Annotated in this window: 17 protein-coding genes and 2 pseudogenes; 12 read left to right on the forward strand and 7 right to left on the reverse strand. The window is 60.1% G+C overall.

Going from position 1 to position 13,757, the window contains the following annotated elements; translation table 11 throughout:
- Positions 1-347: 347 nt before the first annotated feature.
- The 3 genes from J8I82_RS20765 to J8I82_RS20775 all read left to right on the forward strand — a co-directional run bounded on the left by J8I82_RS20765 (position 348) and on the right by J8I82_RS20775 (position 3,152).
- Positions 348-983 (forward strand): nitroreductase family protein, encoded by a 636-nt coding sequence (locus tag J8I82_RS20765; RefSeq protein WP_209760690.1) that lies wholly within the window; start codon positions 348-350, stop codon positions 981-983.
- Between the two features lie 187 nt (positions 984-1,170).
- Positions 1,171-1,716, forward strand: coding sequence for a carboxymuconolactone decarboxylase family protein (locus J8I82_RS20770; RefSeq protein WP_209760692.1), 546 nt, complete (start codon positions 1,171-1,173; stop codon positions 1,714-1,716).
- A gap of 479 nt (positions 1,717-2,195) precedes the next feature.
- Positions 2,196-3,152, forward strand: a complete 957-nt coding sequence (locus tag J8I82_RS20775; RefSeq protein WP_209760694.1) for an AraC family transcriptional regulator — start codon at positions 2,196-2,198, stop codon at positions 3,150-3,152.
- A 272-nt stretch (positions 3,153-3,424) separates the two neighbouring features.
- Here the strand turns inward: J8I82_RS20775 and J8I82_RS20780 are convergent, their stop codons facing one another.
- The 4 genes from J8I82_RS20780 to J8I82_RS38415 all read right to left on the reverse strand — a co-directional run bounded on the left by J8I82_RS20780 (position 3,425) and on the right by J8I82_RS38415 (position 5,427).
- Positions 3,425-3,961 carry a dihydrofolate reductase family protein gene (locus J8I82_RS20780; RefSeq protein ID WP_209760696.1) on the reverse strand — a complete coding sequence of 179 codons (537 nt, stop codon included), beginning with the start codon at positions 3,959-3,961 and terminating at the stop codon, positions 3,425-3,427.
- Positions 3,962-4,095: 134 nt separating this feature from the next.
- Positions 4,096-4,590 carry an inositol monophosphatase family protein gene (locus J8I82_RS20785; RefSeq protein ID WP_284183117.1) on the reverse strand — a complete coding sequence of 165 codons (495 nt, stop codon included), beginning with the start codon at positions 4,588-4,590 and terminating at the stop codon, positions 4,096-4,098.
- Positions 4,591-4,620: 30 nt separating this feature from the next.
- Positions 4,621-4,848 carry a hypothetical protein gene (locus J8I82_RS20790; protein ID WP_209760700.1) on the reverse strand — a complete coding sequence of 76 codons (228 nt, stop codon included), beginning with the start codon at positions 4,846-4,848 and terminating at the stop codon, positions 4,621-4,623.
- 252 nt (positions 4,849-5,100) lie between these two features.
- On the reverse strand, positions 5,101-5,427 hold the full coding sequence (locus J8I82_RS38415) for a substrate-binding domain-containing protein (protein ID WP_245179953.1): 327 nt from the start codon (positions 5,425-5,427) through the stop codon (positions 5,101-5,103).
- Between the two features lie 55 nt (positions 5,428-5,482).
- Here J8I82_RS38415 and J8I82_RS39645 point away from each other — a divergent pair, with 55 nt between their 5' ends.
- Positions 5,483-5,629: a TauD/TfdA family dioxygenase gene (locus J8I82_RS39645; protein WP_431831567.1), complete on the forward strand. Its 147-nt coding sequence runs from the start codon at positions 5,483-5,485 to the stop codon at positions 5,627-5,629.
- Between the two features lie 479 nt (positions 5,630-6,108).
- On the opposite strand, the gene J8I82_RS20800 is transcribed toward J8I82_RS39645, so the two are convergent.
- Complete coding sequence (locus tag J8I82_RS20800) at positions 6,109-7,059, reverse strand: LysR family transcriptional regulator (protein ID WP_209760702.1); 951 nt, start codon at positions 7,057-7,059, stop codon at positions 6,109-6,111.
- Between the two features lie 137 nt (positions 7,060-7,196).
- Here J8I82_RS20800 and J8I82_RS20805 point away from each other — a divergent pair, with 137 nt between their 5' ends.
- The 8 genes and pseudogenes from J8I82_RS20805 (at position 7,197) to J8I82_RS20835 (ending at position 12,656) form a co-directional block, all read left to right on the forward strand.
- The gene (locus J8I82_RS20805) at positions 7,197-8,276 is read left to right on the forward strand and encodes a succinylglutamate desuccinylase/aspartoacylase family protein (protein ID WP_209760704.1); all 1,080 of its coding nucleotides are present in this window, start codon (positions 7,197-7,199) and stop codon (positions 8,274-8,276) included.
- A 48-nt stretch (positions 8,277-8,324) separates the two neighbouring features.
- A complete protein-coding gene (locus J8I82_RS20810) occupies positions 8,325-9,656 on the forward strand; it encodes an MFS transporter (protein ID WP_209760706.1) in 1,332 nt (443 codons plus the stop codon).
- A 29-nt stretch (positions 9,657-9,685) separates the two neighbouring features.
- On the forward strand, positions 9,686-10,600 hold the full coding sequence (locus J8I82_RS20815; protein WP_209760938.1) for a pyridoxal-phosphate dependent enzyme: 915 nt from the start codon (positions 9,686-9,688) through the stop codon (positions 10,598-10,600).
- A 113-nt stretch (positions 10,601-10,713) separates the two neighbouring features.
- Positions 10,714-10,896 carry a tripartite tricarboxylate transporter substrate-binding protein gene (locus tag J8I82_RS39095; RefSeq protein WP_280907772.1) on the forward strand — a complete coding sequence of 61 codons (183 nt, stop codon included), beginning with the start codon at positions 10,714-10,716 and terminating at the stop codon, positions 10,894-10,896.
- A complete protein-coding gene (locus J8I82_RS39100; protein ID WP_280907716.1) occupies positions 10,869-11,063 on the forward strand; it encodes a tripartite tricarboxylate transporter substrate-binding protein in 195 nt (64 codons plus the stop codon). The genes J8I82_RS39095 and J8I82_RS39100 overlap by 28 nt, the downstream gene beginning before the upstream one ends.
- 71 nt (positions 11,064-11,134) lie before the next feature.
- Positions 11,135-11,988 (forward strand): annotated as a pseudogene (locus tag J8I82_RS20825) (NAD(P)/FAD-dependent oxidoreductase).
- A gap of 26 nt (positions 11,989-12,014) precedes the next feature.
- A pseudogene (locus J8I82_RS20830) lies at positions 12,015-12,239 on the forward strand (FAD/NAD(P)-binding oxidoreductase); the annotation flags it as partial.
- A gap of 57 nt (positions 12,240-12,296) precedes the next feature.
- Positions 12,297-12,656 carry a RidA family protein gene (locus J8I82_RS20835; protein ID WP_209760710.1) on the forward strand — a complete coding sequence of 120 codons (360 nt, stop codon included), beginning with the start codon at positions 12,297-12,299 and terminating at the stop codon, positions 12,654-12,656.
- A gap of 263 nt (positions 12,657-12,919) precedes the next feature.
- Here the strand turns inward: J8I82_RS20835 and J8I82_RS20840 are convergent, their stop codons facing one another.
- Positions 12,920-13,351 (reverse strand): HU family DNA-binding protein, encoded by a 432-nt coding sequence (locus tag J8I82_RS20840; protein WP_209760712.1) that lies wholly within the window; start codon positions 13,349-13,351, stop codon positions 12,920-12,922.
- 203 nt (positions 13,352-13,554) lie between these two features.
- On the reverse strand, positions 13,555-13,734 hold the full coding sequence (locus J8I82_RS38430; protein WP_245179954.1) for a hypothetical protein: 180 nt from the start codon (positions 13,732-13,734) through the stop codon (positions 13,555-13,557).
- Positions 13,735-13,757 lie beyond the last annotated feature (23 nt).

A 13,757-nucleotide genomic window follows, 5' to 3' on the forward strand; every position in this document is an offset into this window, starting at 1 on the left:
AACCTTGAGTGGCCCAACGAGACCCGCTCGGCGGCGACGCGCGCGGCAGCAGCAGCAGCAGGTAGTGCAGGACCTCTCTCCATCCGGCATCGGCGGGCACGGCTCAGGGCAAATCGCCGCGTCGGGATCAGCCGAGCGAAACTTCGACGTGTGATGTCGTGCTCGCCCGGCAAGGCGGCTCAATCGACGGGTGGAAAGTCAACGTGGAGAACCTTGGCATTGCGAGAAGATTGCCTCGTTGCTTTGATCCTTTTGGGCATTCTTTTGAGTACATGGAGTCTCGAAATCTGCATTCGGTAGACCTAAAGTTGAGGCTCCTAACTACCTGATGAATGAGTCTCGCACCCATGGCTAACGGAACCACCAGGACCAATGCAGTCATCGAATGTATCTTGAGCCGCAGCGCGGCCAAGTACTACGATCCCACCGCGACCTTGAGCGACGAGCAAATCCGCGAGCTGGTGCGGATCGGCACCAGCGCGCCGACATCCTTCCACATGCAGAACTGGCGCTTCATCGCCGTACGCTCGCCTGAAGCCAAGGCGCGGCTGAGTCCGATCGCCTGGAGCCAGCCCATGATCACGGAAGCAGCCGTTACTTTCATCGTCTGCGGCCAGTTGGCCGATTCCAGCGTAATACCGGATCGCCTGGCGCCTCTGGTGAAAGCAGGTGTCATGCCGGCAGAGATGGTGCCGGAATGGGAAATCCCGGCACGCGATCTGTATATGGATTACCCGCAGCGCCAGCGCGACGAGGCAGTACGCACTGCCACCTTCGGTGCGGCGGCGATGATCTACGCGGCCCGCTCGCTGGGCCTGGGTTCGACGCCGATGATTGGTTTCGATGCCGAAGGGGTGCACCGCGAGTTCGGACTGGCCCAGGACGAAGTGCCGGTCCTGCTGTTGTCCGTCGGACCGGAGCGTCCCGGAAACTGGCCGCAGAAGCCGCGCCTGCCAGTGGCCGATGTGCTGGATCTGGTATAGGCGCGTCGCCCTGGCAGCGATCACGCCGAACGATCAAGCGGCTGCCAAGTGAGAGGCAAACACAAGGTACCTCCCACTTGAAGGCCTGACCAGCTTCGACCCAAGACTTGGGCACGAAGTAAGCCGGGGGATGGTTCCCACATGGACTTTCCCCAATTAGTGAAACCAGCAACTTACAGAGATTACGATGCCAAGAACTGCTGCTCTAAAGCCGGAACACGTGCCGGCCGATTCGAAACCAACCCTCGATGCAATCACCAGGAGCATCGGGTTCACCCCAAATATGATGGCGACCTTCGCGCAGAGCCCCATCGCGTTCAACTCATGGGCCACCCTGCTCGGCTCCTTGAGTAAGGCGCTCGACGTGAAGACGCGTGACAGCATCGGCCTCGCTGTCTCCGAAGTGAATGGCTGCAACTACTGTCTGACAGTTCACAGCTATACGGCCGAGCATCTGGCCAAGCTGCCGGCCGATGAAGTCATTCTGGCTCGGAAGGGCCGTGCCAACGACCCGAAGCGCGACGCCGCCGTCCAGTTTGCGCGCAAAGTCATCGAGGCCCGCGGCAACGTCACTGACGCCGATCTGAATGCCGTCCGCGAAGCCGGCTACACGGATGCGAACGTCATGGAGATCGTCGCGCTGGTCGCCATGTACTCCCTGACGAATTTCTTCAATAACGTGTTCGATCCCGAGAAGGACTTTCCCGCCGTTACGCCGGCTGGCTCGATCTGAACGCTATCCGGGTGCTTGAAGGGTTTGATGCGAGCGCAGCGCCAAAGCCCGGAGGCACCCGGGAAGGATTCTTGGGAACGCGTTCGGGCTTTTCGTATGGCCCGACAAGTCTGGGAGTAGGAATGTGACACTCGCGGCTTCGATCGCTTCCTTCATGTGCAGGCATGGCTCGATCGCGGCCTCGCGCGCCCAGCCGTTCAGAAGGGAATCAATATGTGAAACCCATCGGCGCATAGGTGCAGGGTCTGCGAAGAACGGCATGCGGCTTTACGACCGCATCGCTCGTCGTCCCGGCTTTCCAACCGGCATGCAAATGCCTTGACGGCGGCGCGCACGCGAAGGAATTCCTTGCCGTCCAGTTGCCCGGACGAGCTTGCGCGCTACGTGTCCGATCAGCTCAGGCACTGAGGCCATTTGCTTTGCACAACCGGAATGCAATCGCAATAAGATGCTTGAGCGTTCCAAGTTCTCGAGGTCCTATGTCCCAAGTCGACTGGCTGAGCCAACTCCTGCAAATGATCACCATCACTGGCCGGCTGGAGGTCCGTTGCGTCTACGGCGCGCCATGGCGTGTGGCCTGGCCCCAGTCCGCAGCGCACGAGATTCCCTACCACGTCGTGCTCAAGGGCCGGGCGATTATCGAGAATCCGGAGACCGGGACGACCATGGAGCTGGTGGGAGGAGATATCGTGCTGTTGCCGCACGGGTCGGCGCACGTCCTGCACGATGGCAGCGGACATGCGCCGGGTCTTACCTACAATCGCCAAGGTTCAGCAGGATGGATGCTCAGCCACAATGACGGCCAGGGCGATCATCTGGACCTGTTGTGCGGGCGATTTTTCATCGAGCCGCCCCATGATCGGCTGATTCGCAATTATCTACCCACGAATCTGGTGGTACGGGCCGTGGACGGCCATGATGAAGACGCCATCGGGACCGCTGCGAATCACCTGGCCAGTCTCATGGGGCTGATGCGCATGGAGTCCAGCGGGGACAAACTGGGCGGATATGCCATGCTCAACGCGCTTACCTCGGCGCTGTTCACACTGGTACTGCGCGCAGCAAGCGAATCCGAGCAGGCCCCGGCAGGCTTGTTAGCGCTTGTCGGCCATCCACGGCTGTCTCCGGCCATTTCGGCCATGTTCGCCGAACCGGCGCGACCCTGGAACCTGCCTGATCTGGCCGACTTGTGCAGCATGTCGCGCGCCACCTTCATGCGGCATTTTCAGGACAAGCTGGGACGCTCGGCCATCGAATTGCTGACAGATATCCGCATGAGCCTGGCCGCCAACGAACTGAAGAAGCCGATGATGACCACCGAAGCCGTGGCCGAATCAGTCGGTTATCGATCCGTGGCAGCGTTCCGGCGTGTGTTCACCGACACAATGGGGATGACGCCGGGGGAATGGCGCCGCCTGGCGCGCGAGGGCCAGTAATGCGATTCGGTTTCGGTGTGCAGCCTGGATGAGGCGCTAGACGCGCCGGCGCCGGGCGGCCACTCTTCCGTGCTCCAACGCGACCACATTGGGGGAGTCGTTCTATAAGAAAGGGCGCCGCTGCGAATAGTGCGGCTGCATGTATTGAACGTGTCTCTGTGTCATGATCCGCATTGCGCATCGACTACGTTGTGCAGAAGTCGCGACCGCTACGTCACAAGTGCAAGTGGATTTAGCACGAAAGCAAATCTTCCGAACCGCTCTGGCGCTCGTCAGCGCAGCACGCGGTAGGTCGACTGCACCAGTCCGGACGGAAAATGTCGGCTCGACACAAGTGCCAGACTGACGTCCTGCGGCAGTGCGCCGAACAATGGCCTCCCGGCTCCGATCAGCACGGGCGCCGTTGTGACCACCAGGTCGGCGATCAATCCATCGCGCAGGAAAGATTGGACCAACTGGCCGCCATCGACATACACGCGATTCACGCCTTCGGCCTCCAGTTGTGTCATCGTGTCCTTGGGGGTGCGACCCGAGAAACGCACCTTTCCCTGCAACGCCTCCGGCACCGGCTTGCCGGCCAATTGGCGGGAAAGCACCAGCACAGGTCTGTCGTAAGCCCATTCGCCCATCGTGAGGACTTTTTCAAAGCAGCCCCGCCCCATCACGATCGCGCCCTTGTCGGCGATGAAATCCGAGTAGCCGTGGTCTTCAGCGTGGTCGTCCCGCGCCAGAAGCCAGCCGATGTCACCATCGGGTCGGGCGATAAAGCCATCCAGGCTGGTAGCAATAAAGACGTGTCCTGTAATCATCCTTCCTCCATGGTTCCGTCGCGATCGCGCAAACCGCAATCGACGCCTCCAGCTTCCCGCAGAACGAACAACTCAATTGGGTAGAGGCGTCTATCGGCGATATCCCTTTTCCTGCCGGAGAACGGACAATAGCACTATTGTTGTGAGCGACCGCTTCTGGCCCGGGAGCTGACTTCCATGCTTCGAAAGATGGATTCCCGGCCGAACCAGCCTTCCACCGGTGCAGAGGTAGATAAGTCATCGAAGCTGACTGGCCTTGATATCCGCTCGCCAATTTCCGAGCAATAGCGCACCGGCTTGCCGTCTGCAAGAAGGGCGATGAGGCAGCCGAACAGTGGTACGCCGCAGATAAAGCTCTTCGTGCCGTCGATGGGGTCGATGACCCAGCCGAGTCCGGCACCGATGGAGCCGCCGGATTCCTCGCCGAAAAAGCCATGGTGTGGGTAGCGGTTGGCAATCAGCGAACGAAGTTTCGATTCGATTTCCCGGTCGGCCCGCGTGACGGGAGTCGCATCCGACTTGATTGCGATTTCCACGTCCGACCGGAAATAATGCATGGCCTTGTCGCGAGCGATGTCGGCCAACTCGCCGGCAAAAGCGGATAGGGCCCGGAGTTCGTCAGCGTTCACTTGAGACTCCATGATGGGACGCAGTAGCAGTTAGCCCGCCCTGGATGCCACGTTCTGTAGTCGCTCGATCAGCCATTCCGCAGCGGGCGACAGTGTCCAGCCGCTCAGGGTGACGATGCCGATGTGGAAAGCCCGGTCCGGTGTCGGCGAGAGATTGAGCGCGACCAGAGCACTGCTGTCAAGTTCTGAGCGGACTGCCGTGTTGACTGCGAGCAGGACGGCATCGCTCTCAAGAGTCACACTGATCAGGAGCGGCACGAAATCACTGATCAAGTGAATGGGCACTGGGAGCGTCTCGCATGGCGCAGCTTGCGCAGATCCATGGTGCGTGTTCCTTCCCAGAAGGGCTTCAATACATTGCACCGGACGCCAGGCTATTGCAATCCCCCGCGTCAGTACAGATGTCGTCTGGATGGGTTTGGAAAACCGTTGCAGCGATAGCAAAGGGGGCGGCTTTATACGGAGTGCGCCAGGCAATTGCAGAAACGGCGGCCCTCCACCCTAGCCACGCTAACCTGGTTGAGCCACATGAGATGCAAGGCGCGAGTCTCGCATCGCACAGGATTCGCCCAGTACCAGATCCAGGGGCACAGTGACATTGCGTGGCGAAGCATCGACGATGCCTTCAAGCCGGTCGAGCATCAGTCGCGCGGCGGCTTCCGCCGCGGCTTCGATATTGAAGCGCAGGGTTGTCAGCGGCGGGTACATCAGCTCAGGGGTTTCCGGTGTACCAATTCCGATCACCGAGAGGTTGCGCGGAATCTCCAGGCCCGCCTTGCGCGCAGCATAGACGGCGCCAGAAAGCAGGCGCGTGCCAACGAAGGCTTTGTCACTCATCTGGCCAACTACAACGAACACCACAAGGGTCGTATCGGCTCTGACTATTGTTTCGGTGAACCTCTTGCAGTATCTGTATCGGCAGGCAGGGGCACCGGAATACCAGATCCGACTGAAGTGGCGGCAGAACACGGTAGCGCTATGGGACAACCGCGCTGTAGTTATTGGGATTTCCTACTGCGGCCACCTGCCCGTGCCATGACACGGGCGGATTTCGTCGTTGAAGTGCATGGTGTCCCAGGGATCGGTCAATTTCTCGATACACTACTCGTTCGGCGTGGGGGCCCCCGCCATCGGTACCACGCCGATCACGCTGCCTACTGAAACGCCCGGCCACGCCGGCGACAATGCGGGTTGGGGAACATCGGTTTCGTATCTCGATGGCAGGTTCGGCGCATCTCTGTTCTTCGACCAATGGACGGGCATCCGCCATATCTTCTTGAGAGCGCATGCGAGCCTCGGAGAACAATCTGCCGTGCGCTACGCCCCCTTGGAAGCACACGCAGATTGGGGGCGATCCGTCGCCGGAGCTCCGGAATTGGTGGAGCATGAACTAAAATGGGGACTCGCTAGCGATAGTCCGTCAGCGTGGGCCCAGCAGACATCCGAATGACCGACTAATTGCGCCGTCCAGCGACGCTTAAAGCCGAACTTCTGCCGTTGGATCAATGACGGCGGAAATCAACCGCCCGCCCGTCGCTGGCCGGGTGTGTCTTTAAATACCAATTTGTGGTCTTCCCCAAGCACCCGGCGAACCGATGCAACGAATCGCTCGACAGGCGGTGATTGCGCTTCCCGGCTATAGACGAACTCGACGTCAAACTCGACCTCCAGCCCCTTGAGCGGCAACAGGCTTACGGACGGCGGGCACGCCGCCCGTGTGCTGGCAGGTACGAATGCATAGCCCATCCCTGCGGCGACCAGCCCGAGCATGGTTGGGATATCCGCACCGATCTGGGCGATGTGTGGAACAAAGCCTGCCTTGGCGCATTCAGTGATCAGCGCGTCATGCTGTGGGGCAGATCGATCCCGACTAAACCAGATAAATCTCTGCGTCGCGACATCTGCCAGCTTTTTGGGGGTAGTCCTTGAGTTTTTGACCAGGGCAGGCATGGCCAGCACGAAGCCTTCACGCAGGAGACGAATGCCCTGAAGCGATGGGTCATCTTTGGACCGGAATGCGAGTATGCCGCCGTCCAACTCGCCGTTTCGGATAGATTGCGCCTGTTGCAACGACAACATTGGCTCGACGGAAAGCACCACGTCGGCTTGATGTTCCCGGAAGTCTTTGAGTATTGCGAGGGCTTCCGGCAAGACCAGATAGTTTGGCAGCGCGCCAATTTTCAGTGTTCCACCGAGCCCTTGCCCGATACGGTGCGCGCGGTCGCGCGCATCAAGCGTATTGCGCAGCAACTGCTTCGCGTCATTCAGAAAGCTCACGCCAGCGGGGGTGAGCCTTACTCCTTTCGCATGCCGGACAAATAACGGCGCGCCAATGTAGTCCTCCAGGTCTTTGACCTGACGTGACAGCGCAGGCTGCACGATGTTCAGTGTGCGGGCTGCCGCAACGATGCTCCGCGCTTCGGCCACAGCGATGAAATAGCGCAAATGGCGTATCTCGATGGTTTGCATTTTTTTCTCCGCCGAGGGCAACTCAGGCCTTGGCCTATGCTTACAAAGTATAGCTGTTGAAACTATCAAGTATTTGAAAGTATGGCATGGCGAGTCTATCTTCAGGTCTCCCATGAGCAACCAACGGCAGGCAAGCGATGACGCGTGACGCAAGAGAGCCTTTCCCAAAAACCCTCCTCCCGGTCAGCAGTGAGGGGACTGCGCGAAAGCACCTGGTTTTCACCGATGTCGAACTCCATCGCGAGGGCAGACAGGTGGGGTATTTCCACATTCCTCACTCGCCCGACGATGACGCATGGGGTACGACACGGATCCCGATCGCGGTGCTGAGTCATGGCGACGGGCCTACCGTTCTGCTGGAGGCGGGGAATCACGGCGACGAATATGAAGGACAGATCGTGCTTGGTGAGATCATCCGGGATCTCGATATCAGCAGGTTGCGAGGGCGACTGATCGTCATCCCGGCAATCAACCTCCCGGCCGCGATTGCCGGCAAGCGAAACTCACCGATTGACGGACTCAATTTCAATCGCGCCTTTCCGGGGGATCCGAACGGATCCGTGACCCAGCAGATTGCAGCCTTTGTGAATGATGTTCTGATGGCAGCGAGCGATGCTTTCATCAGTCTTCATTCCGGGGGCAGTTCACTGGATATTCTCCCTAGCAGCATCGTTCACTGCACCGGCGATACGTCGCATACCGAGCGTAACCTGGCGGCAGCAGCGGCATTTGGTGCGCCGATCTCAGTCGTGTTGGACAACCTGGGGGACACGCGTACTGCCGCCAGTGCGGCGATGACGGCGGGATTGATCACGCTGAGCGTGGAGATGGCTGGGCAGGGGACCGTTTCGCGCGAGGCGCTCACAATTTGCCGGCGCGGCGTCCGGAGCGTCCTGCGCCATCTAGGGGTCCTGAAAGACGTCGCGCCCGCGACACCGACGCCGGCCGCGATGCGCTACGAAGTGCCAGGTCCTGCAGCCTATGTCATCGCCAATGCGGATGGCGTGTTCGAACCGCTCTTCTCTATTGGAGAGCCGGTCGAAGCCGGTCAGGTGGCAGGGCGAATCCATTTCCCGAGCGATCCCGGCCGCGCTCCGCTGGACCTCAGGTGCCAGCAAAGCGGGATCTTTTACGCGAAGCGACAGCCCGGCCTTGTGCGGCAAGGGAACTGCTGTGCAGTTGTTGCCTCACGAGCCGGGACGGCGAGCAACGCCTGATTGGCTGCAGCCCGGGCAAGAGATATCCATAAGAGAAGAGGAGACATCATGGGCGAATCGAAAACACATCATGGACCCGATGCGGTTCAAAGGAAGGCGATCGCAGCCGCCGTTGCAGGGTGCGCGCTCGAATGGTATGACTTCGCCGTATACGGCTTCTTTGCACTCACCATATCGAAGCTCTTCTTTCCATCGGACGAGGGTTCGGTGTCCCTGCTGTTAGGGGTCGCAACCTTTGGCGTAGGCTTCATCATGCGCCCGGTAGGTGCGATCGTGCTGGGCTCGGTTGCGGATCGGCATAGCAGATCCGCGGCGCTGTCGCTCACGATCTTGCTGATGGTCATCGGTACCGCCATGATCGCTTTCGCACCGACCTATGCGCAAGCAGGAATCTGGGCGCCGCTCATGATCGTTGCCGCACGGCTTATCCAAGGCTTCTCGGCGGGAGGGGAGATGGGCGTGGCGACGGCCCTGCTGATCGAATCTGCCCCCCACAGCCGCCGAGGCTTATATGGAAGCTGGCAGCAGGTAGCTCAGTCCACCGCACTGCTGTTTGGATCCGGCCTCGGGGCATTGCTGTCGTCAACGTTGACGGCTGCGCAGATGGACGAATGGGGCTGGCGCATCCCGTTCATGCTGGGGCTGGTGATCGGACCGATCGGTTGGTACATTCGCCGGAAGTTGCCGGAGCCAGAGCACGCAAGCAGTGAGGCATCGGTGGCACGTCGTCGTGCTCCGTTAAGGTCGGTGCTGCGCGACCACCGCGCCGAAACCGTCGCAGGCCTTGGAATTACCACTGTATGGACGGTCTGCTCGTATTTTTTCCTGGTCTATATGCCGACCTATGCGGCGACTCAACTACAGATTGAGCTGTCCAGTTCGCTGGCCAGCAATGCAATCGGGCTGGTGATGCTGCTTGTGCTCGCGCCGCTGTTCGGTAGCCTCTCGGATCGTTGGGGCCGCTACCGGATTATTCTGGTGGGCATTGCCGGAGTCCTGGTGACTTGCTATCCCGCGATCGTCGCTCTCCAGCGTGTGCCCAGCCTCGGGATGCTGATCTGCGTCCAACTCTGGATGGCAATGCTCGTTGCGGCAATCGCCGGCCCCGCGCCGGCTGCCATGGCGGAGCTTTTTCCGCAGGAGGTCCGGTCCACCGGTATTTCGATCGGCTACAACGCCGCCGTGGTGGTCTTCGGTGGCTTTGCCCCCCTGATCGCGACCTGGCTTATCCGAGTCTGCCAGAGTGGTTCGGCGCCCGCCTGGTATGTCTCTGCAAGTGCAGCCTTGAGCTTGATGGCGCTGGCCTGGTCCACACGCACCATTGGCGCGGCCAGTCGGGCAAAGCCCATCATGCCAACCGCGCCGGATACACCTGCGTGAATCCCGTCAGCATTTTCCTTTTTTCGGCCATGACTCTGTATATCCATACACCACTGCTTCGTTCGCAGTCCAACTCCATCCGTCTGGGCAAAACTGTCTGGCTCAAGATGGAGGGCCTGCAACCGTCTGGTTCATTCAAGTTGCGCGGGATTTCACATGCATGCACCTGGCATATGGAACGTGGCGCCAAACACTTTGTTTCCTCATCAGGGGGCAACGCCGGCATGGCTGTCGCATATTGCGGCCGAATTCTCGGTTTGCCCGTAACAGTGGTTGTGCCGGAAAGCACATCTGCGCGGGCGAGAGCCTTGATCGGACTGGAAGGTGCAAGTCTCGTTGTCCACGGCAAATCCTGGGCGGAAGCCAATGCATATGCCATGTCACTGCTCACCGAACATACAGCATTCATCCATCCCTTCGACGACGCATTGCTATGGGAAGGCCATGCAACGCTGATTGACGAAGTTGCACAAGCTGGTGTCAGGCCGGGAGCCGTACTGCTATCCGTAGGCGGAGGTGGTCTGCTTTGCGGCGTACTGGAGGGAATGACGCGCAATGGCTGGGGCGACGTCCCCGTGGTTGCGGTTGAAACCGAAGGTGCTGCTAGCTACTCGGCATCGATCGCTGTGGGCAGGCCGGTATCATTGCCAGAAATTACCAGCATAGCGACGTCGCTTGGTGCCAGAAGTCCCTGCCAGCAAGCCGTCGACTGGGCTCAACGTCATCCGATCCGGAGCGTGGTCGTATCAGATGCCGCTGCGGTGGCTGCTTGCCTCCGATTACTGGATGAGCATCGCGTGTTAGTGGAGCCTGCATGTGGCGCCACGCTGGCTGCGCTGGACCACGATATCTCGGAACTCAATGCGGCGGAGGATGTCCTGGTGGTCGTTTGCGGGGGAGCCAGTGCCACCGTAGCGGATCTACTGGCATGGCAGCGCCCTTGACAAGGGGAACAGTCACGGTAGGGCCAGGCGCCGCGCCGTGTCGCGATATCGGGTCTGGTTCCACCCCATATCGCGCCGGACAGATCCAGTTGATGGTCAGTAATTTCACGTCCATGGAGCCGCAGGTGCGCGCTGGCCGAATTCGCGCGTTGGCCATCACGGGCCCGACCCGCTCGCCACTGTTGCCAAAGGTGCCAACGATCGCGGAAGCCGGGTTCCCCGCCGTCGAAATGGTAAAACCTGGGGTGGTGTCGTCGGGCCTGCCCGCATGCCCGCAGCGATTGTCCAGAAGCTGAACGCCGAGATCAACGCGATCCTGTCGGATCCCAAGATCATGAAGCAACCCGAAAGCCTGGGGGCGACCGTTGCGCCGGGTTCGCCGGCCCAGTTCGCGGATCTGATCAAAGCCGATGCCTCCAAATGGGGAGCAGTCATCAAGGCAGGTCACATCAGTATCGATTGATAGATGACGCCATTCGTCTTTCGAGGATTGGCAGTGTTGTGAATGAAGGATCGGGCGGTCGAAGGATAAACATGCGCAAGGAAGAAGTCATCGTTGTGGGCGGTGGCGTGGTTGGGGCGGCCATCGCCTTTGGTGCCGCGAAAGCCGGGGCGCCAGTCACATTGCTGGATCAGGGAGACATCGCCAATCGGGCGTCGCGTGACAACTTTGGGCTGGTATGGGCGCAGAGCAAGGGCGATGGGTTTCCTCGCTACGCCCGCTGGTCCCGGGAGGCCATCGATCATTGGAAACCCCTGGCCGACGAGTTGATGGAACTTACCGGGGTTGACGTCGACCTGCAGCAATCTGGCGGCTTCTGGGTCGGCTTCAGCGAAAAGGAAATGCGTGCCCGCCAGACGATGCTCGAGGGCCTCAGGAACACTGGCCCCGGGGTGCCTTACCAGATGATGGATCATGCCGAACTGAAGCGCCATCTTCCGGCTATCGGTCCGAAAGTCGCCGGTGGCAGCTGGTGTCCGCTTGACGGTCACGTCAATCCGCTGAAACACGATCTGCCTCTGCCGGCGCAAAGAGAGGCGCCGTGGCGGCCTGGTGATCAGTGGGCATTGCTAAAACTCCTGGCCGGATCAAGGTAACGATCTCCGGCAAATGGATTGCCCGACGTGCCGTGGAGACGTTCCCAATCCTTGCCAACGTGCGCCTGGTTCGCGCCTGGGGCGCGCTGCGTGTGATGACGCCCGACGGAAGCCCGATCTATCAGGAATCCGCGTCATGCCCGGGAGCCTTCGTCGCAACCAGTCACAGCGGCGTGACACTCGCAGGCACGCACACGTACGTCGTTGGCCCTTGGGTTGCGGCCTTCGGCGCTGCGCCAGACGACATCGAAGCTGCCCAGCTGATCTGGGTATTGGGCACGACTCCCTGATGGAGCAGTACCAGAGAGGTATCGTGGTGTCGGCGGGGCAGATCAGGAAGTATGTCGAGGTTGGCTGCCAAGGCCCGAATCAGACGAAAGCGTTTGGGCGTTGCGGCATGGGGCCATGTCAGGGGCGCCTGTGCGGATTGACGGTGACGGAGCTGATTGCGCAGGGGCGTGGCGTTTCGCCACAGGAAGTGGGCTATTACCGGATCCGCCCGCCGATCAAGCCCGTCACATTGGGCGAGCTAGCGGGATAGCTTCGACTTCGGAATGTTTCTGTATGACGATCAAAAGCGCTGAATCAGGAGGATCCTATGACTGAAATCCGGCGAATTGCCACGGATAAAAGACGTAGCCGCGCGGTAGCGTACAACGGCATGGTGTTTGTAGGCGGGCAGACCGCTGACGACCGTAGCCAGGACATTCGCGGCCAGACCAGACAAACCTTGGCCAGGATCGAGAAGTTTCTGGCGGAAGCGGGGACCGACAAGAGTCGATTGCTCACGGCACAAATTTGGCTGAAGAACCTTGATAGGGATTTTGAAGGCATGAATGAAATCTGGGACGCATGGACGGCCCCGAATGCCGCGTCCACGCGCGCGACCGCGCAGTGCGAACTGGGTCATTCAGACATCCTGGTGGAAACTATCGTCTCCGCCGCAACAGCTGATTGACGCACTCGCGATAATGGTCCGAAACAAGGAGCATTAGATGAGTGCAATGGGAAGAAAATCTTATGATCGAAAGTGAGGAGGCACACCCTTACGGTTCAATGGATTGAGCCGCAATCGGTCGGCATGGGATGCCGCAGCATGGGCAGGCCGCCTGGCAGCAGGCCGCGACACTGCAGCATTCGTTGTTTTGACGACCTACCATAGGTAAAAACCCCGGGCACTCGCAATCCCGGGGCTGCTTACTTTCTGCTCGCGACCTGCGATTACAGAGCAGCGTCCTTCAGCTTCTTGAGCGGGCGGACTTTCACCTTCACGCTGGCCGGCTTCGCGGCGAACCATTGTTCCTGGCCGGTGAAGGGGTTCTTGCCAAAACGCTTCTTGGTGGCCGGCACCTGAATGGCCGACACCTTGAAGAGACCGGGCAGGGTGAATTCGCCAGCGCCCTTCTTGTGGACCGCGCTCAGCACGGTATTCTCCAGGTGAGCCAGCACGGTCTGAACGGTCTTCTTGTCCAGCTCGGTCTGGGCAACCAGGTGTGCCAGCAGGCTGGACTTGTTGAAGGTGTCCTTGATCGGCTTTGCGACCGGGGCGGCAGCGGCAGCCTTCTTGGCGGTAGCGGCCTTCTTGGCAGGGGCAGCCTTCGTTGCAGCGGTCTTCGTTGCGGTCTTTGCTACGGGTTTAGCTTTCGTGGCCATGGTCGTATCAGGTTAGAAATGCGCGCCTGCAGGCCGGTACTGGCGAGCAGCGCACCGGCGAAGAATAGCAAAAACCTGCATCCTTGCAAGCAGGAAATTCCCCGCAATTCACTGGCTGGAGGCGAAAGAGCGCTAGCTGGGCGGCGTATACGCGCGGCGGCCGCCTTCGGAGCATCGCCTATCTGGCTCCAGTCGTGATGCCACTACGCAATGATGGCTGCGGCCGCGGCAGTATTCTCCGCGCCCGCAACAGCCATGACTTCTGCCGCGACAGCGGCCCACCGAGTGTCGCCTTCGACGTCGCTCGCTTTCGGATCCATTGCGCGGCGGTAGATGGCTTTGATGGCTTCCAGCGGTATCTGACTCCCGTACAGCGCAGGCATTGCAAGGATCGCTATAGCGCTAG

The organism is Cupriavidus consociatus, assembly GCF_017814975.1.
In the GTDB taxonomy this organism is placed as follows: domain Bacteria; phylum Pseudomonadota; class Gammaproteobacteria; order Burkholderiales; family Burkholderiaceae; genus Cupriavidus; species Cupriavidus consociatus.